Source organism: Thalassomonas sp. M1454, assembly GCF_007097525.1.
Lineage (GTDB): Bacteria > Pseudomonadota > Gammaproteobacteria > Enterobacterales > Alteromonadaceae > Thalassotalea_A.
In genome coordinates, this window is the sequence record NZ_VKDD01000006.1 from 261062 (window position 1) to 285403 (window position 24342).

General features: G+C 37.9%; 19 protein-coding genes. 12 read left to right on the forward strand and 7 right to left on the reverse strand.

The genetic code is table 11. From position 1 onward, the window contains the following. The first annotated feature begins 2 nt into the window (after positions 1-2). The 6 genes from ccmB to FNN08_RS13820 all read left to right on the forward strand — a co-directional run bounded on the left by ccmB (position 3) and on the right by FNN08_RS13820 (position 5863). Positions 3-689 carry a heme exporter protein CcmB gene (gene ccmB, locus FNN08_RS13795; protein ID WP_143586761.1) on the forward strand — a complete coding sequence of 229 codons (687 nt, stop codon included), beginning with the start codon at positions 3-5 and terminating at the stop codon, positions 687-689. 1 nt (position 690) lies between these two features. Next, positions 691-1431, forward strand: coding sequence for a heme ABC transporter permease (locus tag FNN08_RS13800; protein ID WP_143586763.1), 741 nt, complete (start codon positions 691-693; stop codon positions 1429-1431). Further along, positions 1431-1643 (forward strand): heme exporter protein CcmD, encoded by a 213-nt coding sequence (ccmD, locus tag FNN08_RS13805; RefSeq protein ID WP_143586765.1) that lies wholly within the window; start codon positions 1431-1433, stop codon positions 1641-1643. Before FNN08_RS13800 ends, ccmD begins: the two co-directional genes overlap by 1 nt. A 22-nt stretch (positions 1644-1665) precedes the next feature. Further along, positions 1666-2127, forward strand: a complete 462-nt coding sequence (gene ccmE / locus FNN08_RS13810; RefSeq protein ID WP_143586767.1) for a cytochrome c maturation protein CcmE — start codon at positions 1666-1668, stop codon at positions 2125-2127. Positions 2128-3039: 912 nt separating this feature from the next. Beyond that, positions 3040-5538: a TonB-dependent receptor gene (locus FNN08_RS13815; protein WP_260679357.1), complete on the forward strand. Its 2499-nt coding sequence runs from the start codon at positions 3040-3042 to the stop codon at positions 5536-5538. An 82-nt stretch (positions 5539-5620) separates the two neighbouring features. After that, a complete protein-coding gene (locus tag FNN08_RS13820) occupies positions 5621-5863 on the forward strand; it encodes a hypothetical protein (RefSeq protein ID WP_143586769.1) in 243 nt (80 codons plus the stop codon). A gap of 4 nt (positions 5864-5867) precedes the next feature. Here the strand turns inward: FNN08_RS13820 and FNN08_RS13825 are convergent, their stop codons facing one another. Together FNN08_RS13825 and FNN08_RS13830 are read right to left on the reverse strand one after the other, a co-directional pair. Further along, positions 5868-6611, reverse strand: coding sequence for a response regulator transcription factor (locus FNN08_RS13825; protein WP_185962674.1), 744 nt, complete (start codon positions 6609-6611; stop codon positions 5868-5870). A gap of 243 nt (positions 6612-6854) precedes the next feature. Continuing rightward, positions 6855-8633, reverse strand: a complete 1779-nt coding sequence (locus tag FNN08_RS13830; protein WP_143586773.1) for an acyl-CoA dehydrogenase C-terminal domain-containing protein — start codon at positions 8631-8633, stop codon at positions 6855-6857. 334 nt (positions 8634-8967) lie between these two features. Here FNN08_RS13830 and FNN08_RS13835 point away from each other — a divergent pair, with 334 nt between their 5' ends. Beyond that, complete coding sequence (locus FNN08_RS13835; RefSeq protein WP_143586775.1) at positions 8968-9570, forward strand: outer membrane beta-barrel protein; 603 nt, start codon at positions 8968-8970, stop codon at positions 9568-9570. A 144-nt stretch (positions 9571-9714) separates the two neighbouring features. Here FNN08_RS13835 and FNN08_RS13840 read toward each other — a convergent pair whose 3' ends face one another. Beyond that, entirely contained in the window at positions 9715-11364 is a 1650-nt protein-coding gene (locus FNN08_RS13840) for an FMN-binding glutamate synthase family protein (protein ID WP_143586777.1), read from the reverse strand. A gap of 145 nt (positions 11365-11509) precedes the next feature. Then, entirely contained in the window at positions 11510-12892 is a 1383-nt protein-coding gene (locus tag FNN08_RS13845; RefSeq protein WP_143586780.1) for a PhoH family protein, read from the reverse strand. A 393-nt stretch (positions 12893-13285) separates the two neighbouring features. On the opposite strand from FNN08_RS13845, the gene rapA reads away from it, so the two are divergent. Further along, positions 13286-16198 (forward strand): RNA polymerase-associated protein RapA, encoded by a 2913-nt coding sequence (rapA, locus tag FNN08_RS13850; RefSeq protein WP_143586782.1) that lies wholly within the window; start codon positions 13286-13288, stop codon positions 16196-16198. Next, positions 16198-16866 carry a pseudouridine synthase gene (locus FNN08_RS13855; RefSeq protein ID WP_143586784.1) on the forward strand — a complete coding sequence of 223 codons (669 nt, stop codon included), beginning with the start codon at positions 16198-16200 and terminating at the stop codon, positions 16864-16866. Before rapA ends, FNN08_RS13855 begins: the two co-directional genes overlap by 1 nt. Before the next feature lie 42 nt (positions 16867-16908). Here the strand turns inward: FNN08_RS13855 and djlA are convergent, their stop codons facing one another. The 3 genes from djlA to FNN08_RS13870 are packed head-to-tail and all read right to left on the reverse strand — an operon-like array spanning position 16909 to position 19392. Then, positions 16909-17700, reverse strand: a complete 792-nt coding sequence (gene djlA / locus FNN08_RS13860; RefSeq protein WP_143586786.1) for a co-chaperone DjlA — start codon at positions 17698-17700, stop codon at positions 16909-16911. 1 nt (position 17701) lies between these two features. Beyond that, positions 17702-18385, reverse strand: a complete 684-nt coding sequence (murU, locus tag FNN08_RS13865; protein WP_143586788.1) for an N-acetylmuramate alpha-1-phosphate uridylyltransferase MurU — start codon at positions 18383-18385, stop codon at positions 17702-17704. Then, positions 18382-19392: an aminoglycoside phosphotransferase family protein gene (locus tag FNN08_RS13870; RefSeq protein ID WP_143586790.1), complete on the reverse strand. Its 1011-nt coding sequence runs from the start codon at positions 19390-19392 to the stop codon at positions 18382-18384. The genes murU and FNN08_RS13870 overlap by 4 nt, the downstream gene beginning before the upstream one ends. 318 nt (positions 19393-19710) lie before the next feature. Between FNN08_RS13870 and lptD the strand changes: the two genes are divergently transcribed. The 3 genes from lptD to pdxA are packed head-to-tail and all read left to right on the forward strand — an operon-like array spanning position 19711 to position 24333. Next, entirely contained in the window at positions 19711-22026 is a 2316-nt protein-coding gene (gene lptD, locus FNN08_RS13875; RefSeq protein WP_143586792.1) for an LPS assembly protein LptD, read from the forward strand. Between the two features lie 19 nt (positions 22027-22045). Then, a complete protein-coding gene (gene surA / locus FNN08_RS13880; RefSeq protein ID WP_143586794.1) occupies positions 22046-23347 on the forward strand; it encodes a peptidylprolyl isomerase SurA in 1302 nt (433 codons plus the stop codon). Between the two features lie 2 nt (positions 23348-23349). Then, positions 23350-24333: a 4-hydroxythreonine-4-phosphate dehydrogenase PdxA gene (gene pdxA / locus FNN08_RS13885; protein ID WP_143586796.1), complete on the forward strand. Its 984-nt coding sequence runs from the start codon at positions 23350-23352 to the stop codon at positions 24331-24333. The last annotated feature ends 9 nt before the right edge of the window (positions 24334-24342 follow it).

A 24342-nucleotide genomic window follows, 5' to 3' on the forward strand; every position in this document is an offset into this window, starting at 1 on the left:
GTATGACTATGCAACTTTCTTACCGTCGTGCCTTTAGCACCATATTAAAACGTGATTTAGTTATCGCCTTTAGACACCGTGATGATATTTTAAATCCAATCCTGTTTTTCATCATTGTGGTATCTTTATTCCCTTTAGGTGTTGGACCTGCTGCTAATACCTTAATGAAAATAGCACCTGGAGTAATATGGGTTGCCGCCTTACTATCAACCTTATTATCACTTGAACGTTTATTTAAACATGACTATAACGACGGTTCATTAGAGCAGTTATTATTGATGCCGTGTCCAACCTTTGTATTAGTGCTAGCTAAAATCACGGCCCATTGGTTGATTACGGGTTTGCCATTAATTATTATTGCGCCATTTTTAGGCGTATTACTTAACCTAAATCAAGATAGCTATGTTGCTCTGATGTTAAGTTTATTACTCGGCACACCAGTACTCAGTTTATTGGGCGCAATAGGTGTGGCACTAACGGTAGGATTAAAAAAAGGTGGCGTGCTATTAAGCTTACTAGTATTGCCTCTATATATTCCTGTTTTAATATTTGCCACTGGCGCAATTGACGCGGCAAGTATGAATTTACCTTATAACGGACACCTTGCTATAATAGCTGCGTTATTTTTTGGGTCATTAACTTTGGCCCCTTTTGCTGTAGGCTCAGCCTTAAAAGTGAGTACCAATTAGTATGTGGAAATGGTTACACCCTTACGCAAACCCAGAAGTTTCTTATCATTTTACTGGTAAGTTAATTCCTTGGTTTGCTGTTATTAGTGCAATTTTATTAACCGTAGGTTTAGGCATGGGCTTGTTATTTTCTCCAGCCGATTATCAACAAGGTGAAAGTGTACGTTTATTTTACCTACACGTGCCAGCTGCCATGTTATCTATGGGCCTGTATTTAGGAATGGCCATTGCTGGCTTAACAGCATTAGTTTGGCAAATGAAACTTGCCGAATCATCAATCGCGGCTTTAGCTCCCGTTGGTGCAACCTTTACCGCAATTGCATTATTAACCGGCGCTGCTTGGGGCAAACCTATGTGGGGTGCTTGGTGGGTTTGGGATGCAAGGCTTACTTCAGAGCTGATCCTATTATTTTTATACTTTGGCGTAATGGCTCTGCAAAATGCTTTTGAAGACAAAGCGCTTGCAGGTAAAGCAGCAAGCATTCTGGCCTTAGTAGGCGTAATTAATTTACCAATTATCCACTACAGTGTTGAATGGTGGAATACCCTTCATCAAGGGGCAACCGTGTCTAAATTTGAAAAACCATCTATGTCAATTGATATGCTGAGACCTTTTCTGATCAGCTTATTCGGTTTTGCATTCTTAGCAGGCACTTTAGTCTGTATGCGTTTTCGCGCAGACATTATCGAACGCAATTCTATGCGTCCATGGGTAAAAGCATTAGCTAAGGAGCACAACTAATGGCTTTCGACTCGTTCAGTGAATTTTTAAATATGGGTGGCTACGGTTTTTACGTGTGGTTATCTTATGGCTTTACCGCTTTGTTATTAGTGTTGCTTACCCTTAATAGTAAAGGTAAAGATAAACGCATTTTTAAACAAATTAATAAACGCTTAAAGCGAGAAGAAAAGCTTAAGCAGGTTGCAAAGCGCAACGCTAAACAAGATACGTAATTAGATTAAAAGGTAGTAATGTATGAACCCCCGTCGTAAAAAAAGACTCGCTATTGTTTCATCAATATTGATTGGTGTAGCAGCTGTTGCCGGCTTGTCTTTATATGCATTAAATGAAAACTTCGATTTATTCTTTACCCCAACTGAAGTTATTAATGGTAAAGAAGAAAGTGGCATTATGCCTGTTGTAGGTCAACGTATTCGTGTTGGTGGCATGGTAGTCGTTGGTAGTGTCAAAAGGGATTCTGAAAGTTTAAAAGTTGCCTTTAAATTAAAAGACAGTGGCACTGAAACTATTACCATTAAGTACGATAAAATTTTGCCTGATTTATTCCGTGAAGGACAAGGTATTGTTGCACAAGGTATCTTAATCGATAAAAATACATTAGAAGCAAGTGAAGTACTCGCTAAGCATGATGAAGAATACATGCCAAAAGAAGTTGCAGAAGCTATGGGTAAAGAACATAACAAGCCAACTTATTAATGCTGTTCTAAATATTTTATATCATTGCACTTAAAAACCAGTGACTAACTTGAGTTAGTCACTGGTTTTTTGTTTATGCGTCAATAATTTTTACACCTCTGACATTCAAACCAAGTAACTATTTAAAAATCAAACACTTAAAGATTGGCTTGAAATATGCTATTCCAGGAATAGCATATGAAAATATACTTAAAGCTTTTCTTCACAATATTCACTCTAAGCACCTACTGTTTCAGTAGTTATGCTCTAGCGCAAAGTAAGTTAACATCTGCAGCGCCCCCTTTAGAGATAGATACATCGTTCACTGACAATTACTTCGAAATGAACGCTCCTAAGCTGCACTCAACCAATCAAAATTTACTTCTAACTCGGTTATATATGTTATCGCCTACCTATACCAACAAAGCACTTTGGCGCTTGCCTATGCAAGCTCGCCCTATAAAATCCCGTAAAAAGGCCGCTAAAGTTAGGATTTAACATCGCCGACAGAGCCTAATAAATAGGAAATTAACAACAAACCTATCGATTTGTTTCTTTTCAACCAATCTAAGTGTTGCAACTTTGCAACACGAAAACATTTCGGATACACATTGATATAGCTATCTACAAACACCCTGCAAACAACTTAACCCAATGATTTAAATAAAATTATATAAAAACATTTAAAATTAAAGTCCATTTTATTAAATATCTCTTTTTTTGTATATATTCTCTACCTCAACTTCAAAAAATAAAACACGACACAAAAACACCTTAAAAAACAACTAGCTACACCAGGCGTTAACAATGCATTTACAGTGATTGCGTAACTGTTACACCCTATTCTCCTAGTAACAGTTTACCCATAAGATGTATCCAAGTCGTAACGAGCAGTAAAAAAGAATAGCTCACAAACTTTACCGGGAATTAATTATGTTTAAGAAGAATTCAATAGCAAAAGCAATGATGCTAAGCGCAACCGCTGCTGCATCATTTGTATCAGTTAATGTTAATGCTGAAGAAGCAGAAGTAACTGAAGTAGAGCGCATCGAAGTAACTGGCTCTCGTATTAACCGTACCGATATGGAAACTGCATCTCCAGTAACTGTAATCTCTGCAGACGTTATCGCTAAAAGCGGTTACACATCGGTTCAAGAAATTTTAGCAGTACAACCAACAGCGGCAGGTATGAGCCTTGGTGCTTCATCAAACAACGGTTCTGGTGGTTCTGCAACAGTTAACTTACGTGGTATGGGTGTTCAAAGAACATTAGTACTTTTAAATGGTCGTCGTATGGTAGCTTCAGGTACTGGTGCTGACTCTTCAGTGGATTTAAACACTATCCCTGTAGCAATGATCAAATCAATTGAAATCTTAAAAGACGGCGCATCAGCTGTATATGGTTCTGACGCTATCGCTGGTGTTGTAAACATCATCACTAAGAAAGATTACGAAGGTACTGAAATTAACGCCGAATTAAGCTCTACCGATAAAGGTGATGGCGAGTCAGGTGGTTTCAGCATTTTACACGGTCGTGAAGTAGCTGGCGGTAACTTAGTTGTTGGTGTTCAATACTCTGAGCGTGGCGAAGTAATTCAATCTGACCGTGATTTCGTACCACCAGGACAATCATCTTTTGTTCCTGAAGGCTCTTTAGGTGGATTAGTACCAAAAGATGGCGGTGGTTTTGAACCTCGCACTTATGGTTACGATTACACAACGTCAAGTTATGCACAAACACCAAACGAATTATTCAGCCTATTCTCAAGCTACAACAAAGAAGTAGCAGAAGAAGTAGAGTTAAGCGTTGAAGGTATGTACACACGTCGTGATTCGAACCAACAAATGGCGCCACAACCAGCAAACATTGATTTAGAAACAGCACAACTTGATCAAAAACACATTGATAATGTACAAAGCGTATATGACCAATTCAATGCTGAAATTTCAGACCCAGCAGATCACTACATGGTAGGTGATGAGTTAAACTACCGTCGTCGTATGGTTGATGCAGGTCCTCGTATTTACGGCCAAGAGACAGATACTTACCGCTTATCAGTAGCACTAGACGGTTACTTAGAAAATGGCGATTCTTGGAATGTTTCAGCAACTTACGGTCGTAACGACTCTAAGGATGAAGTAGAAAATTCAATCCACGCCGGCAATATGGAACAAAGCATTTATGCACATCAAGATGCTTGGTTCTCTGGCAACCCAATGGATAGAGATTTCTTAGTAAATGAAGGTATTGTTTACACTGAAAATAACGAAGGTGGTAACGAGCAACTTACATTAGCAGCTGGCTACTCGGGTATGACGGATAACGACATCGGTTACGCTTTTGGTGTTGAACACCGTAAAGAAGAAGGTCACTACACTCCTGATGAAGTAACTCAAGCTGGTGAAAGTACAGCAGCTCAACAAGATCCTACTAAGGGTGATTACACTGTAAACTCTGCTTATGTTGAAGTTTCAGTACCAGTAACTGAAAAGTTAGCGGTAGAAAGTGCGGTACGTTACGATGATTACGACACATTTGGTGGCGCAACAACATGGAAATTAGGTGCTACTTATAGCTTCACTGATACATTCATGATCCGCTCTGTAGCTGCAACTGGTTTCCGTGCACCAAGCGTAAGTGAATTATACGCTGGTAACTCTGGTTCATTTGATTACTTATCTGACCCGTGGGGCAACGCACCAGATGCACAAATTTTAGTTAACTACACTGGTGATGAAAACCTACAACCAGAAGAAAGTGAATCATTTACTTTTGGTGCAGTTTGGGAAATCACAGACGGTTTATCAACGACAGTAGATTACTGGCAGTTTGAAATCACAGATGCAATCAGCCGTGTAGATGTACAAGCTAAAATGAACGAATGTTACGCTGGTACTCAAGCATCTTGTGATGCAATCAACATCACAGCAGATGGTGATTTATCAAACATGACTTCTGCGTTAACAAACATTGGTGAGCAAAACACTTCAGGTATCGACTGGAACATCAGCTACAGCTTCGACATCTTTAAAGTAATGTTAGATACAACTTACCTTTTAGATTTCGAACAAGATGGTATTGACTACACAGGTCGTATCGATGGTAACAACGGTGCTTACTCTGAGTTAAAATCGTCACTAACAGTTGGTGCTGATATTACTGAAGACTTAAGCGTGCAATACACTGCACAATTCATCCAAGGTATGGATGGTGAGTACTACGGTGAGAAATTCTCTACCGATGATGTTGTTTACCACAACGTTTCAAGTTCTTACTACTTAAACGACAACTGGTCTGTAAATGGTGGTGTTAAAAACTTACTAGATACTGAACCAGAAGAAGTACCAGGTGGTAACGACATGGGTACAGTACCAGGTACATATGATGTTGTTGGTCGCACATTCTTCTTAAGTACTTCTTACAAGTTCTAGTACTTAACTGAATAGTCAGTAATTAACAGAAATAAAAAGCGATGGCATAAGCCATCGCTTCTTTTTAAAGGAGGTAGTATAAATGTTAACTAAATTAAGACAAGAAGAAAGTTCGCGCTTTAATAATTCACCGTATATTTACGCTATTTCTCTGTTTTTAATGATCTTCGGTTTAATAATCTGCGCTTGGAATATCATCGACTTGTTGTTTATTCCAACAATCAATATTAGCTATTCTATCGCAACCATAGTTTCTTTATTAACAACAATAGTGCTGCTGTTGTTTTTAGATTTAGAATTTAATAAAACTGCATCTAAACAATAGTAAACTAGTCTTGAACTTCCTGTTCGATTGCTTCATCTGCAGATAATAAATAACCTTTACCCCAGATAGTTTTTATCTGAGTTTTAACCACACCTTGACTGATTAATTTATCGCGAAGTCTTGATAAACGAACATCAACAGAGCGCTCAGCTCCATCATACTCACGCCCTAACAATAATTTATAGATATCGTCACGAGTTAATACTTTACCTACATTAAACATAAGTAATGATAATAGTTCGAACTCAAATACACTTAACGATATGCTCTTGTCATTAACTTCACACTTTTGTTCACTCGGTGTTAAAGTGATTTCACCTACCGTTATTTTTTGGCGGCTATTCTTAGCTGTTTTATTTTTACTTCGACGCACTAATGCATCAAGGTGCACAGCAATTAACTGCGGGCTTGTTGGCTTTACTAAAAAGTCATCGGCGCCAACATTATATGCAGCAATATGCTCAGCTTCACTGTCATGAGCTGTTAAAAATAAGATTGGTCCTTGATAAGTCGAGCGCAATTCATGACATACTTTATAGCCATCTTTACCAGGTAAACCAATATCTAAAATTATCACATCTGGCTGAATTTTAATTTGATTACGAGCAGCTTGGTCACCACGATATACCTGATGTACCACATAAGCCGACTTTTCTAAGTAATTCTTCAGCAATTCGGATAAAACTTTATCGTCTTCAACAATCATTACGGTTGAAAATTCTCTGTTACTACTGTTATCTTTTTTCATAGTAGCTGTGTTGCCTAAAACCTTAAAAATTTTACAGCCCAAAAAATAGGCTATTTTCATATGCGCAGATATTAAAGAAAAATGCTCTGTAATACTGTTTACATTTGTAACTCATAAGTTGATTAATACATAAACAAGTATAATTCTAGTTTAAATTGGCAATTATGGATTATTTAATACCCTAGAAATAGAAAAGGCACCGAAGTGCCTTTACAGAATTACGCGAATATTAGTAGTTAGCGATTAAAATAACTCATCATCAATATTAAATAAGTGCTCAGCCCCACTGGTAGCTGATGCCATTAGTGATAAACGTCTTGGCAATATACGAGCATAGTAGAAACGAGCGGTTAGTAGTTTCGATTTATAAAACTCATCAGTATCAAGTTTCTCAAGAGATACTTTTGCCATTTTCGCCCACATATAAGCAAGTGCGGTATAACCAAAAACATGTAAATAATCACAAGCAGCCGAGCCTAACTCTTCAGGATCTTTACTTGCCGACATTAGAATCGTTGTCGTAAACTTATCTAAATCACGCACAGCTTGTGCTAAAGGCTCAATGAACTCGGCCATTTCAGCTGTCTGATTGGCACTGATAAATTCACTAATTTCTTTACCAAACAATTTCATAAACTCACCACGATTGGCAGCAAGTTTACGGCCGATTAAATCCATCGCTTGTACGCCATTAGTGCCTTCGTAAATTTGCGCAATACGAGCATCACGGACTAGCTGCTCTTGGCCCCATTCACGAATATAGCCGTGACCACCAAGTACTTGCTGACCTAAAACGGTACATTCTAAACCAATGTCAGTGAAAAATGCTTTTGCTAAAGGGGTCATTAATGCCGTTAATGCCGTACCCACTTCCTTTGCTTCGCCTTGTGCGTAAGTGCTTAAATCTAATTGTTTAGAAATATATAAAGCAAGGGCACGATTACCTTCATTGAGAGATTTCATCGTTAGCAACATACGGCGCACATCACCATGCACCATAATAGAATCCGCTTCTTTATTTGGTGTTTTAGCGCCAGATAAACCTCGACCTTGTAATCTATCTTTTGCGTATTCTAAGGCATTTTGATAAGAGCGAATACCTGCTGATAAACCTTGGATACCAACACCAATACGCTCAAAATTCATCATAGTAAACATACAAGCAAGGCCTTTATTAACCTCACCCACTAAGTAACCTTCGGCATCATCAAAGTTCATAACACAAGTAGCAGAAGCATGAATCCCCATTTTGTGTTCAGTACTACCACAACTAACGCCGTTACGATCACCTAAACTACCATCAGCATTAACTTTAAACTTAGGCACAATAAATAATGAAATACCGCGAGAACCCGCTGGAGCATCAGGTAATTTAGCTAATACTAAATGTACAATATTTTCTGATAAGTCTTGTTCACCACCGGTGATAAATATTTTACTACCGCTTAGGTTATAACTGCCACCATCATTTGGCACAGCTTTAGTACGGATAATACCTAAGTCTGTACCAGAGTGAGCTTCGGTTAAACACATAGTGCCCGACCATTCACCACTGTACATTTTAGGTAGATAAATTTCTTTTAACTCATCTGTAGCATGTTTGGCAATAGACAATGCAGCGCCAGCAGTTAAGCCTGGATACAATGAAAATGACATGTCTGCCCCACATACAATTTCTTCTTGTAATGCGGTTAACATTTTCGGCATACCCATACCGCCATAATTAATATCACCGCCTAAGCCAACCCAACCACCTTCAGCGTAGGTAGCCCAAGCTTCTTTAAAACCAGGAGGTGTGGTTACTTCACCATCTTTGTAAGTAACGCCAATTTCATCACCATCTCTAGAGATAGGAGCAAGCACTTGCTCGCCAATTTTTGCACACTCTTGCAGGATTGCCGTAGCCGTTTCACGTTCTAAATTTTCTGATAACTGTGGAGATTGCGCCCAAAACTCATCCGCTTTAAATACATCGTATAGCAGAAAGTCCATATCTTTTAAATTTACTTTATAATCAGCCACGACGGCCTCCATGATAATTTATTAATTAGTTATTGGCAGTAATTACAAACAAACAATTTAAACCACCAATTAAAACACTTGTTTTAATAATGCGATATTTAAGCTTGCGAGTAAAGGGAAAAAATCAGGAGAGCTGACATTTGCCTATTACAATTTAATCAGCACTTTTAAAATTACCGAACAAAGCTCTGAATAAGTAAGAAACAGTGCATAAAATTTGGATTATTTTAATATTGATAGAGTATCAACATTAACGTTGACAACGATATCATATAAAGTTAAGGTGAGAAAAATAACATGTAAACAAACTGTAAAGAGTTAATAAGGAAAAATAATGAAAAAACTTACAGCAGTATTGCCTCTGATAATTGCTTCAAGCTTTTACTCAACGGCTAGTTTAGCCGAATCACCGAGCTGGAATAAAGTTGAACAATCATATGTAATGATGGATGTAGATAAAACGGATATCGAGGCATCTGGATATGCAGTTAACATTTCAAAACTAGTATCAGATAATATTTTCGCTGTAGGTGGATATTTACAAGTAAGAGACGACATCAAAGTTGAAGGTAATACTGTACATTTAGAATATTATACGGCGAATTTTGGTTTGGGATACAGGTCTGAAATCTTTAAAGATACAGACATATTTGTAACTGCAGAGTACGTTATTGCAGATTTAGAGGCGAGATTTGCAGCAAATAGTGAATCGGTTGATGATTCTGGCTATGCATTAAGCACAGGTTTTCGTTCGATGATTATTGATGATTTAGAAGCAAATGTTGAAATGCGCTCAACCACTATTGATGATGAAACTGATACCCAGTTCGGTGCAGGAATTGAATACTTTGTAACCGAAAACCTTTCAATCGGCTTAAATCATTTAACTAGCGATGACTTCGACACAACAAAGCTATCGGTTAGCATAAACTTTTAATAAAAACCTTTATTCATGCTAAATAATTGTTATTTAGCATGAATTTATAAAATTTAATAAAGCCTATTAATATAGTACTCCTAAGATCTGCTCTAGCCCAGAATCCCCTCCTTCATCCAACAATAATTATATTGAAAGTTCCCCCTATCGAGGTTGGTCAACCTTAATTTCTGCAGGGCTAATAACATAAATATCTTCAGCATAGAAACTTTCACTACTTGCTTGTTGCCACCACTGACTCCAAGCACCACAATCATATTTATCATCGAGTAAACTTTTATGACCAAGAGGTTTAACGAGTCCGCCAGTAGACATAAGTAGCCCATAAGGTGTACGACGTTTTAGCATGTTAGGCGTTAGTTTTGCTGGGTCATCTAAGCCCATACTACCAACTAATTCATAAAAGCTTTCTAAAGTGTTGTGATGAAAGTTACGTACACGGTCACTTTTCTCTTCGATATTAATAGCTTTACCGCGAACAGGGTCTTGCGTAGCAATTCCGGTAGGACAAAGGTTGGTATTACAATGCTTAGTTTGAATACAACCAATAGCCATCATCATTGTTCTAGCTGCATTCACGGTGTCAGCACCAATGGCAATTTTAGATAATAAATCAAAGCTTGATGCGGTGATCCCTGAGGCAATAATTCTAATTTTATCGCGCAGGCCTATACCAACAAGAGCATTATCAATAATACTAACCCCTTCAAGACAGGTAACACCAAGCCGGTTAGCAAACTCTATAGGTGCCGCTCCAGTTCCCCCTTCGGCACCATCAACGGTAATAAAGTCAGGCGTGATCCCAGTTTCTAGCATAGCTTTACAAATACCAAGGAATTCGACTGGATTACCAAGACACAATTTAAAGCCAATAGGCTTACCTTTACTTAACTCTCGTAGCGTTTTAACAAAATTTAAAAGCGCTAGCGGTGTTGTACACTCAGGATTTATAGCCGGAGAAATACAGTCCTTATCTTTGGCAATATGACGAATAGCAGCGATTTCATCGGTTATCTTAGCCGCAGGTAGCACTCCACCATGGCCAGGTTTAGCGCCTTGACTCAGCTTTATTTCTATCATTTTTACTTGTGGATTATTAGCTTTTTCAGCAAACCTATCAGGACAAAAATTACCAGCCTCATCTCGACAGCCAAAAAAACCAGAGCCAATTTGCCACACTAAATCACCACCATGCTTTAAGTGATAAGGACTTATCCCCCCTTCACCCGTATTATGATAACAACCAGCTTTTTTGGCGCCTAAGTTTAATGCCTCAATAGCATTTGCACTTAAAGAGCCGAAACTCATTGCAGAGATATTTAAATAAGAGGCAGTGAAAGGCTGCAAACAATCAGGACCGCCAAAAGTAACAGTTTTAGCAACTTCGGATGCATCTTTAGGACTCATCGAGTGCATTAAACTAAGATAATTATTTTCAATTAAATTTCGCTGCGTACCAAAAGCAACAGTATCTCTAACATTTTTAGCGCGCTGATATACTAGTGATCTTTGCTCTCGGTTAAACGGCCTTTCTTCGGTGTCATTAGCAATAAAGTATTGTTGAATTTCAACGCGATATGATTCAAGAAAATAGCGAATATAAGCAACAACAGGATATAAACGGTTTAGCGTATGCTTACTATAATTAAGGTCGTAATAGCCAACAATTGTATAAGCTAAAGTGGCAGCAAAAAATATTACTTCAAAAATTTCTACATTATTGACTAACAAGGTTAGCGAAAGAATATTGCCGACTGTGGCAATAAACCAGTAGACTTTTTGCATTATGGTCATAGATACCTCAACGAAATTAAATTCATTTCAAATAATTAATAAAGAGTATAGAAAACAAATAGATATTTACAAATCATAAAAATAAAAAAGTCAGCTATTTACCTAGCTGACTTTCATAAATACAACAATTGAAGCTGATTAATCGTTAAAGATTTTCCTCTGCAAAAGCGGCAAGAGAACTTCGCACTACACCATTTAGATTAACCGTTGCACTACCTGGGTAGTCTTTAAATCGTTCAACAATAAAAGTTAAACCGGAAGTAAGTGCCGTTAAGTAGTTACTATCAATTTGCGCCAAGTTACCTGAACAGACAATTTTAGTACCTTCACCACAACGAGTGATAATAGTTTTTAATTGCGCGGCTGTTAAGTTTTGCGCTTCATCAAGCAATACAATGGCATTTTGAATACTACGACCGCGCATAAAGTTTACTGATTTAAATTGAATATTGGCTTTTTCAATAATGTAATTCATGCTACCAGACATACTTTCATCTTGCTTGTGTAACACTTCAAGCGAATCGGTAATAGCGGCAAGCCAAGGTGCCATTTTCTCTTCTTCGGTACCTGGTAAAAAGCCTATAGACTCTGCCAACTCAGGCGTAGAGCGAGTAACTATAACTTTGTCATAAACGCCTCGTTCAACTACCATCTCAAGTGCAGTAGCTAAAGCAAGTAAGGTTTTACCACAACCAGCGGGACCAGTTAAAATAACTAAATCGATATCAGGATCGAGCAAGGCATCCATCGCCATACCTTGGTAAATATTTTTTGGATGTATACCCCATGCATTTCGGCCCATTAAACGCTCATGACCTAAATCCATCACCGACATTTTATCGTTTTCTACGCCAACAATTTTTCCGGCAAAGGTTTCATCTTCATCAATTAAATATTCGTTAAGAAAAGCGGCAGGGATAAGGTCTCTATCCATTATATGTTGAGTGTAACGGCCCGTAGTTTCACTTTCACAGTTTTTGACTTTCTGCCAAAAATCGCCTTCAAACTTATGATAGCCCTTAGTTAAAAATTTAATATCATCAACTAATTGGTCAGTACGGTAATCTTCAACAAACTTTAAACCCGCACCTTTACCTTTAAGGCGCATATTTATATCTTTGGTGACTAACACCACCCGTTTATCTTGGCGCTCTCTTTGTAAATGCAATGCTGTTTGAATGATACGGTTATCATTTTCATTTTTAGATAAACCGCCAATTTCTTGCTCAAGTGAGAAATCGTTAAAAATAGAGATATGCCCGGGAGTGACTTGGCTTTCATTAGTATTAGGTAATTGAACTCCGGCAAGAACTTGTTCTGGGGTAGCATTTGAAAGCAAATCCTCAAGTGCCCTAATGGCAACACGAGCATCACGACTTACATCTTTGTTTCTATCTTTGATACTGTCTAACTCTTCTAAGACAGTCATTGGAATCACTACGTCATGTTCTTGAAATGACAAAAAGGCAAAAGGTTCGTGCAGTAGAATATTGGTGTCGAGTACGTAAATCGTGCTTTCTTCATTCATATAAAATCCTATAGCGCTAGCTAACAGTGAGACGTTAAATAATTCGAGAGAGCATATGCATATTAAACAAAGCCAATGAGCTTTTAGGGCTTTGCATTAATACTATGTATGCCTACAAATCGTATTATTCGAATGGTATTTACTTTCCTTTAAATCCCTCTTTGGTAAACCCTTAACTCTAATCTGCCAGAATAATTTAAGACTAGCAAGTAACAATGAATGAATTTTTTTCACCATTAATTGATATTTCGTTAGGCAATATTTTACATTCAATTCTATCCTTAATAATCATGTTAATTTTATACGTTTGATTTCATTTATTTAATGAAATCATTTGTATTAATCGTTACCATAGCGCCCCTTTGCGAGCCCGTGTATTTTTGGAGAGTGTTAATGTCGTTTTTTCTTGGCCAACGTTGGATTAGTGATAGTGAGTCAGATCAAGGATTAGGAACTGTTGTTGCGGTTGAAGGACGGTTTGTTACTATATTATTTACTGCCACCGGTGAATCACGCCAATACGCGATGCAAGAAGCGCCATTAACTCGAGTTATCTTTAATGTCGGGGACACAGTTCCTTCACACGAAGGCTTTAGTGTATTAATTAGCGAAGTTAAAGAAAGCAATAATTTATATACCTATATCGGTACACGAACAGATACAGCTGAGCCAATCGCATTAAAAGAAATGCTACTCGATCACTTCATTAAATTTAATAAGCCACATGACCGCTTATTAAATGGCCAATTTGATCGTCTCGATTGGTACCAACTACGTAAAAACTCTTTAAGCCAACAATTTAACCAACAGCAATCAGAACTAACCGGTTTAACGGGTGGGCGTGTAAGCTTAATCCCTCACCAATTATATATTGCTGAAGAAGTTGGTAAGCGTTTTGCGCCTCGTGTATTACTTGCCGATGAAGTTGGTTTAGGTAAAACCATTGAAGCAGGTTTAATTATTCATCAACAACTTGTTTCTGGCAGAGCTCAACGAGTATTAATTGCCGTTCCAGAATCTTTAATGCACCAATGGTTAGTTGAAATGCTACGCCGATTTAACCTTAAATTTAGTATTTTTGATGAAGAGCGTTGCCAGCAATTTGGCGAAGACGAAAACCCATTTAGCAGTGAACAACTGGTTTTAGTTAACTTAGACTTTTTAGCGAATAGCCCAGAGCAATTTGAAAATATTGCTAGCGAAGATTGGGACTTAATGGTGGTAGATGAAGCCCATCATTTAGCTTGGTCGCAAGACAATCCAAGTATTGAATATCAATGTATTGAAATTTTAGCTGAGCATATCCCTGGCGTGTTATTACTAACCGCTACGCCAGATCAATTAGGTCATGAAAGCCACTTTGCTCGCCTGCGCTTACTAGACCCTAATCGTTTTTATAATTACCAAGAGTTCATTAAAGAAGAAGAGCAATATGGCGACGTTGCCGATGCTGCAAATTCTATATTATCTGGCGATAACCTTAATGATGAACAACAAAATGCACTTACAAATTTACTTAGTGAGTCTGATATCTCGGCAAGTATTAGTTGCTTAAATAGCTACACCATTAGCGATGAAGATAAAGAGCAAACACGTAAAGAGTTATTGTCACAATTATTAGACCGTCATGGCACGGGTCGCATTTTATTTAGAAACTCACGTAACACCATAAAAGGTTTTCCAGAGCGTAAGTTATTAGCTACCGAATTGGAGCTGCCAGAGCAATACGAAGAAGAAATTCAAAAGTATATTGTTAGTGATGACGATGAAGTTTTATTAACCAGTGCCAAAAGTAAGTTAATTTTTACGCCTGAATGTTTATATCACTTAGACCATCAACAACAGCAGTGGGTTGACTTTGATCCACGCGTAGAGTTCCTTATCGATTTATTAAATGAAAACCGTCAGGAAAAAGTATTAGTTATTTGTGCCCAGGCACAGACGGCAAAAGATTTAGAAGAGGCGCTTAGAGTAAAAGAAGGTATTCGCGCTGCAGTATTCCATGAAGGCATGTCAATTTTTGAACGTGACAAAGCCGCAGCATACTTTGCTCAAGAAGAAGAAAGTGCACAAGTATTACTTTGTTCTGAAATTGGCTCGGAAGGTCGTAACTTCCAATTCGCTCATCATTTAGTATTATTCGATTTACCACGTAATCCTGATTTATTAGAACAACGCATTGGTCGTTTAGATCGCATAGGTCAAACCGAAACGATTAAATTACATGTTCCTTACTTTGCTAACTCACCACAGTCTTTATTACTAAATTGGTATAAAGAAGGTATGAATGCATTTGAACAAACCTGTGTTACTGCTCGTGCTATTTATGAAGAATTTGGCACAGCTATAATGCAAACAGCACTGCAAGGTTTATGGCATCAACAAGCTATTAGCAATATCATCAGTGCAAGCCATGATTTACACGTTAAGTTGAAAACTGAGCTTGAACATGGTCGCGATAAATTACTCGAAATCCATTCATCAGGCCAAGGCAAAGCAGAGGCGATTGTCGCCGACATAGAAGAGTTAGATAATAAACCAGATCTTGCACAGTACATGTTTTCGGTATTTGATGTCTTTGGTTTAGAGCAAGACGACAAAGCAGATAACTCGATTGCCCTGCACCCAAGCGAGCATATGCTTAGCGCTAATTTCCCTAACTTACCAGAAGACGGTGCTACCGTAACCTTCGACCGTAATACCGCGTTAACCAACGAAAATTATCAGTTACTTACTTGGGATCACCCTATGGTAAGAGGCTCTATGGACTTAATTTTAAGTGATGAGATCGGTAATTCAAGCATTGGCATTTTGAAAAACCCTGCTCTACCTGTAGGAACATTCTTCATCGAATGTATATTTACTTTTGAAGCGATGGCACCTTCAGAGTTGCAGCTTGGCCGTTATTTACCAACAACACCTATTCGCGTGCTGTTAGATAAAAATGGAAATAACTTATCAGCTAAAGTTGGCGAATCGGTCCTTGATAATCAACTGTCTCCGGTGAAAAAGCAAACAGGTATGCAACTAATTAAAGCACTTAAAGGTATGATCCCAGCTTTAGTTGAAAAAGCAGAAGGTTTTGCCACACAAGATGTATCTCAACTGCAGCAACAAGCTTTAACCTCAATGACAACAGCTCTTAATGAGGAGCATGCTCGCTTAAGTGCGTTGGCAGCAATTAACCCTAATGTGCGTCAATCTGAATTAGACTTTATTATGCACCAACAACAAGAGTTAACGCACTTTATTAATAATGCGCAAACTAAATTTGAAGCAATTCGCTTAATCGTTGTTAGCAATTAATGGCCGCTAATCCGGATTTTGTTTATGCCCCACCAATGTCACCTTATCTAGATATTATTTATTTAGATAATGACATTGTGGTGCTTAATAAACCAAGCGGACTATTAACGGTAACTGGACGCCTACCAGAGCATCAAGACTGTTTGCAAACTAGAGTAAATAGAGTCTTGCCTACTGCAACAATTGTGCACCGCTTAGATATGGCAACCTCTGGTGTTTTAATTATGGCGTTAAACAAACCAAGCCATGTTGCCATTAGTCGCCAGTTACAATTACGACAAACAGAAAAATATTATATCGCCCGAGTTTTTGGGCAAGTAGCAGAGCCACAAGGTGAAATTAATTTTCCACTGATTAGCGACTGGCCAAACAGACCAAAACAAATGGTATGCTTTGATACCGGTAAACAAGCAATTACCAACTACAAAGTATTATCTGGTGATCAGCAATCAACCTTAGTAGAGCTAAAACCAATTACTGGCCGTTCACACCAACTAAGGGTTCATATGCTAGAGCTTGGACATCCTATTTTAGGCGATCGATTATATGCTCATCAACAAGCACTAAAGATGAGTTCTCGGCTAACATTACACGCCAAGTTTCATAGTATTTTTCATCCAACTACAGGTGAAAAAATTGACTTTGAAGTGGCCTGCCCATTTACCTAAAACTTTAATACCATCCATGGTGTTTCAATAATCTATTAGCGACTATTTTTGACTAGTAATTAGCTCATACGCAGCCTGAATATCTTGCGCTTTTTGTTTAGCATCTTCCATTAACTCAGGAGGCAAACCTTTGGCAACTAGCTTATCAGGATGGTGTTGTGACATAAGTTTGCGATACGCTTTTTTAATCTCTTTTGCATCAGCATTAGGCGAAACCCCAAGCACTTTATAGGCATTTTCCAAATGCTGTTTTGCTTGTTGTGGCGAGTAAGAATTGCCCTGCTGATGAAATTGCTCGCCAGCAACAATTCGATCAAGCAACATGTCTAGTTCACGGCTTGAAATTCCCATACTGCGCGCGATTTTATGAAGGATTTCTCGTTCTTTAGGGTGTAAATCCCCATCAGCAAAAGCGGCTTGAATTTGAATTTCAATAAACATTTGAATCAAATCATGACGACCAAAACAAGATCGCTTTAACTCTTGCAATTGTTTAGCCAATGAAAACTCAGCACTTTTACCTTGGCTAAATGCATTTTGCGCCAAGGTTACCATTTCTTGGTTTAAACCCCATTTGCGCATGGCTTGTTTGGCAAACGCTATTTCATCTTCACTCACACGACCACTGGCTTTGGCAATATGGCCCATAATTGAAAAGGTTGCGCGAAAATATGATTGCTGCCTTTGCTGGGCATTTTCTTGATTAAAGGCTTGAAAATCAATACCTAAACCGACATCGAACTTATGTCCAAGCCAACAACCAAATAAAGCCCCTATCGGTCCGCCAGCCATAAAGCCAAGCAAGAAGCCTAAAATTTTACCCCAAATTCGCATGTTATGTTTCCGTCAACTGTTTGTTTATTTGCTCCAAGCGCTGTGGAGTACCAATATCACTCCACACCCCAGAATAACGCGTACCTGAGATAGAACCTTGTTCCATTGCTTTAATTAAGATGGGAGCGAGTGGCGCTTTTTCAATAGCCAAGCCTGCAAATAATTTAGGATGATATACCCCCAAACCAGAGTATGTAAACTTTTCATTTGCTTGCGCTAATTTACTATCAAAAGTAAGTGTTTTGCCATTAAAGCCAAAATCACCGGCTAAATTATGCTCTGGATTTTTAACTAAGATTAAGTGCGCTAACTCAAACGATTGCAGCTTGGGCAACTGAGCAAAGTTAAAATCACAATATATATCGCCATTAACCAAAACAAATGGTTCGTCGCCAAGTAAAGGCAAAGCTTTAACAATACCGCCAGCAGTTTCTAGTGCACCATCGCCCTCAGCTGAGTAAACGATATTTACACCAAACTTTTTGCCATCACCAAAATATTGTTCAATTTGTTCACCAAGCCACGCATGGTTAATAACAATATCAGTGATACCTGCTTGTTTTAAGTTACGTAGATGATGTTCAATCAAGGGCACACCGGCAACTTTTAATAAGGGCTTAGGACAAGTATCGGTAAGAGGTTTCATCCGCTCGCCGCGACCTGCAGCTAATATCATTGCTTTCACTTGTTGTCCTCAACTAACTTGGCATTTAATGCGGGTAACACCTGCTTAGACACTAATTCAGATATAAACTTCAGTTCAGGATATTTATCTGCGATATCCACCAAGTAACTTAACGTTAATGGAATATCGGCTAAATACCCTGGTTTATTGTCCCTGAGATACAAACGAGCAAAAATTCCTGAGGCTTTAATATGGCGCTGGATCCCCATCAAGTCTACCCAGCGCTTAAAAACATCTAGGTTCACGTTAAAGCCATTAGAAGTTTGCTGTAAGCTTTGCCAAAACTCAGCGATCAATTGTGCAACAAGTTTGTCATCCCAACGAACATAACAATCTCTTAGCAATGAGACTAAATCGTAAGTAATAGGTCCTATAACAGCGTCTTGAAAGTCAATAACACCTAATTCATTGTTAGCTAAAAGCATTAAGTTTCTTGAATGAAAATCTCTATGCACAGTAACCTGAGGCTGCTCTAAAGCGCTCGTAATGATCACATCAAAACATTGTTGTAATTGTTGTTGCTGCAGCTCACTTAATTCTATATTTAAATACTCACCTAAAAGCCATTGGATAAATATCTCCATTTCCATTTGCAAAAAAGCAGCATCGTAAATAGGAAGAGACCAGGCTTTAGTCGCTTTTACATTGGATATTTTTGGTAACAAGGCCAATGCTTTGCGATAGAGCTCAAACATTGAATCTTGTGTTAACTTATCCGCTAATAAACAATCACCAAAATCAGTTAAACACATAAAACCGTGTTCTACTTGATATGCAATAATCTCTGGGATTACTAACCCTTGCTCACTAAATGCTTTTGCCAATTCAACAAAAGCTAAGTTATTTAATTTTTCAGGGGGTGCATCAACCACTATGTAACTTTGCTCAGGTAACTGAAGACGATAGTAACAACGAAAACCAGCATCCCCACTTAGCGGTGTTAAGTTAATTTTGTGTTGTGGAAATTGATGTTGCAACCAATAACTGAGTTGGGTGTTTCGATTCATCGCTGGTAGGAATTCTTAGATTCAATAAATATTGTGCTCCAATATAACTAAATCTAGTTACAATGAAAAATACAAAGTGTAACTCTAATCAAATAAAGTGAAATAACTGAGTTTAGATTGGGATCCAAAGCCGTTACCTAATTGCACTAGCATTCTTAATACATGATGATAATATTAATAAAATTGGTGTAGGTATAAATATTTTTCTGATACTTAATCATAAAGTTTGTTAAACTTAACTAATAATAATTAATATATAATTAGCAAAGCTTTTAGATAGGCTTTGCTAATGCGCAGCATTAATAAATCGGAATATGCATGCAACTTTCCCGAACATTACTTTTTATCAGTTGTTATGGCGTTTACAACTTAGCAAATGCTACTGAAGAGCTTCCTCTGCAGAATATCACCGACCCTGAAGCTCAACCATTTTTTGTCGAATGCCAAGTTACCCCGCCAACTTTTATAACCATGGATTTACCTGAGCAATACAGTGAAGGCGATATTGTCATTCAATCAAGTAAATCAGAAATGGTGAAAAACTCTACCATGCGCTTATCTGGTGGAGTAAAGCTTGCCTCAGGTGAACAAAGAATAGAAGCTCAAGAAGTCACCATAGACAAAGCCAACAATGAAATATATACCACAGGTGCAACTCGTTTCCAAAATAAGGAAATAACCATAGATTCAGCCAAGCTCTACGCTAATACCAAGAGCAAAGAGATGACTATGGATGACACTCAATATCGAATGAATACCATGTCAGGTAAAGGTGGGGCACAACAATTAAAAATGACAGAAGATAATGTCATTCTTACTCATTCAACTTTTACTACGTGTATTGATGAAGTGCCTGACTGGCAAATTTCAGCAAGTGAAATAAATTTATCCGCCGAAGATAATGAAGGCGAGACTTGGAACACCGTTTTTAGGGTAAAAGATATACCGGTATTTTATCTGCCCTACTTTAACTTTCCATTAACGGACGAACGTAAAACTGGCCTACTTTACCCTGAAATATCGTCTTCAAGTAATTCAGGTGCCAAAATAGGTATTCCGTTTTATTGGAATATTGCACCAAATATGGATGCTACATTCACTCCATATCATATGTCTGAGCGAGGCGATCAACTCAATAGTGAATTTAGATATTTAACCGGAGAACAATTCGGTCAGATAAACTTTGAATATCTAGATAAAGATGAAAAGCTAATTAACAATGAAGACTCTAGATATTTAGCTCGTTATCAGCATATAGGTAGCTTTGCTGATAATTATCGCGTTTATGTTGATTACAGTGACATGAGTGATGATAACTACTTAGTTGATATTGGCAGTGATCAATTTAGCAGCTCTGATGCTTACTTATGGCGTATTGGTGAATTATCTTACTTTGGTAAAAATTGGCACAGCACAGTTAAAGTCCAGGACTTTAAGGTACTTGGGGATAGCAACGAAAGTTATGAAACATTACCTCAAATTGAGTTCACTTCATACCAGCCATTAGGTTTTTACAATAGTAAATTTAATTTTTACGGCGAATATAGCCGCTTTGAAATAGATGATGACAACTTACCAAGCGCAGATCGCTTTCATTTTGAATCAGGGATTTCTTTACCTTATGCACAGCCTGGTTGGTTTATAAATTCTGATGTCAGCGTTATGCACACGGTTTACCAACAAGATAATATTGATTTCATTAATAACTCGACCAACTTAGTGTCGCTTGAAGAAGATACAACTCGAACCTTGCCTAAAGTTAGGATACATACAGGCTTAAATTTTGACCGCGACACTTCACTATTTGTAGATGATATGGTGCAAACTTTTGAGCCACAAATACAATACCTTTACATTCCTTATAAAAATCAAGAAGACATATATATCTATGATAGCGCTAGCTTACAAGATGATTTTGATGGTTTATTTAGGGACCGACGTTTTAGTAGTGTTGATAGAATAGCTGAAGCAAACCAAGTATCAATTGGTGCAACCAGTCGTATATTAAATAAAGAAAATACTGAACTTTTTCGTGTTAGTTTAGGTCGTATTTTTTATCTCAACGATACCAATATTTCTTTTAACGATGAAGGTGAGCGTGAAGATTCTTCTTCTCTTGCTGGAGACCTATTTATACAATTGGCTAGACGTTGGCAACTACAAGGTGATATTCAATATGATACCTCGACTAAAGAAACAGAAAAAAGTCAGTTAAGTGTCGATTATCGAGCCAATAATAATAATTTATTTCAAGTAAGCCATCGATTTATTCGAGATGTTTCAGGCAGTGATATTGAACAAGTATCTGCCCTTAACAGTTATGCGATTAATCGAAATTGGCAGCTAGTTGGTCGAATAACTCAAGATTTGAAGGGCAAGCGGTCAATAGAAAGTTATGCTGGTGTGCAGTATGAAAGTTGTTGTTGGGCCGTTCGTGTTGCTTATCATCGCAGCATTAACACCAATTTAGATGAACAAGATTTTATCGAAGAAAATCGCGATGAATTTGATAGTGGAATTATGGTACAGTTTGTATTAAAAGGACTAGGTGGAAATCAAAGACCACTTGGTGTCAATGATATGTTAGAATCAGGCATATTCGGTTACAAACGCCCATATTTCCTAAGTAATTAACCTAAGAAAATTAAATTTAATGAAAACAATAATTAGACTTGCCTTGATCATTTCAGGCTTAACCTGCGCGAGTGTTGCGACACTTAGTCAAGCGAAAGAACAAAAATTAGATAACGTCGTAGCTATCGTTAATACAGGTGTTGTATTAGAGTCAGAAATTAATGAACTGATCAATAACGTAAAAAAACAAGCTTTAGCTGAAAATCAAAGCTTACCTTCTGATGCAGCTCTGCGCACCCAAGCACTTGATAAACTCATTAACGATACCTTAATGCTTGAGATGGGTGAACGTATGGGGGTGCAAATCAGTGATGCGCAACTTGATCAAACGATTGCATCTATTGCTAAAGATAATGCCGGTTTAAGTATTGAACAATTTAGACAAAAGTTGGTTAATGACGGAATTAATTTTGAAAGCTACCGTGAAGGTATCCGCAAAGAGATGATCACAGGCGAGGTTCGTCGCGCAAGTGTTCGTCGCCGTATTAATATCTCGCCACAAGAAATTGATAACTTAGTTAAATTAATGAATCAACAAACTAATGCTGATGTTGAGTATCATTTAGGTCACATCCTTATTGCTTTCCCAGAAGATGCAACTCAAGAAGATTTAAATGCAACGAAAGAGCGTGCAGATAAAGTAATGGATTTACTGAACAACGGTTCTGATTTCAAGAAAATTGCGATTGCTTCTTCTGGCGCAACTACCGCTCTAGAAGGTGGTGATATCGGTTGGCGTGGGATTAATGAGATGCCAACATTATTTGCAGATCTTGTTGATGGCAATAACAAAGGCGAAATATTCGGTCCAATAAGAACTGGCCTTGGCTATAACATTATTAAGATATTCGATATTCGTGGCAAAAAGACGGTTGAAATAACCGAAGTAAAATCGCGCCATATATTAATTAAGCCGTCGATTATATTATCTGAAGAAAAAGCAGAGCAGACACTTAAAGATTTTCTTGCTCAAATAAAAGCTGGCGAAGCTGATTTTGATACCTTAGCTCGTGAACATTCCGAAGGTCCTACAGCGAGCAGAGGTGGTGACTTAGGTTGGGCTGATCCTAATAGCTACGATCCTGCATTTAAGAATGCCCTAAAAGATTTAGCTGTAGATGCATACCATGCACCATTTCGTTCATCTTTCGGCTGGCACTTAGTACAATTAACTGGTCGTAGAACACTAGATGCAACAAAAGAAAGTGATTCTAATCGCGCTTACCAATTAATTTACAATCGTAAATTTGGCATTGAGTCACAGCGTTGGATAAAAGAAACTCGCGATGAAGCCTACATTGAAATTTTAGATAACGAATAATCATGATTTTTAAAATTGCCGTAACTCCAGGTGAACCTGCAAGCGTTGGACCTGATTTATTAATACAACTTGCGCAAGAGAATTGGCCAGTGCAGTTAGTTGCTATTGCCGATCCTGACATGTTAAAAGATCGAGCACAGCGTTTAAACTTACCTCTGCAAGTTACAATTTATGATACTGATGCGCCAGCGAAAGCACATCAAGCGGGCACTATACAGGTGTATCCAGTTAAGTTATCTGAGCCTTGCCAACCAGGTGTATTAAACCCGAATAATGGTTCTTATGTTGTAGAAACATTACGAATTGCCTGTGAAGGTAATATGACAGGTGAATTTAAAGCAATTGTCACCGGACCTGTTCATAAAGGTTTGATTAATCAGGCAGGTATTCCATTTAGTGGCCATACTGAGTATTTTGCCCAGCAAGCAAATTGTATTGATGTTGTTATGATGCTGGCAACTCCTGGACTAAGGGTTTCTTTGATGACTACTCATATTCCATTAGCCTATGTATCAAAAGCAATAACTTTTGAGCGAATTCAAAAAATTACTCGTATACTAGATAAAGATCTAAAAGAAAAATTCGGTATCGCCTCTCCTAAAATATATGTTTGTGGTTTAAATCCGCATGCTGGAGAAGATGGGCACTTAGGTAGAGAAGAAATTGATACGATTATTCCTGCACTTGAGAGCTTAAGAGCAGATGGGCTAAATTTAGTCGGTCCACTGCCAGCTGACACAATTTTTCAGCAGAAATACCTTGACGATGCCGATGCTGTTTTAGCTATGTATCACGACCAAGGATTACCGGTATTGAAGTACAAAGGGTTTGGTTCTTCGGTGAATATCACGTTAGGCTTACCTTTTATCAGAACATCTGTAGATCATGGTACGGCAATCGAACTTGCCGGAACAACTAAAGCCGACTCTGGTAGCTTTAGGGCCGCAATTAATAATGCAATTGAATTAGTAAATAATCAGCAATAGCAATTAATA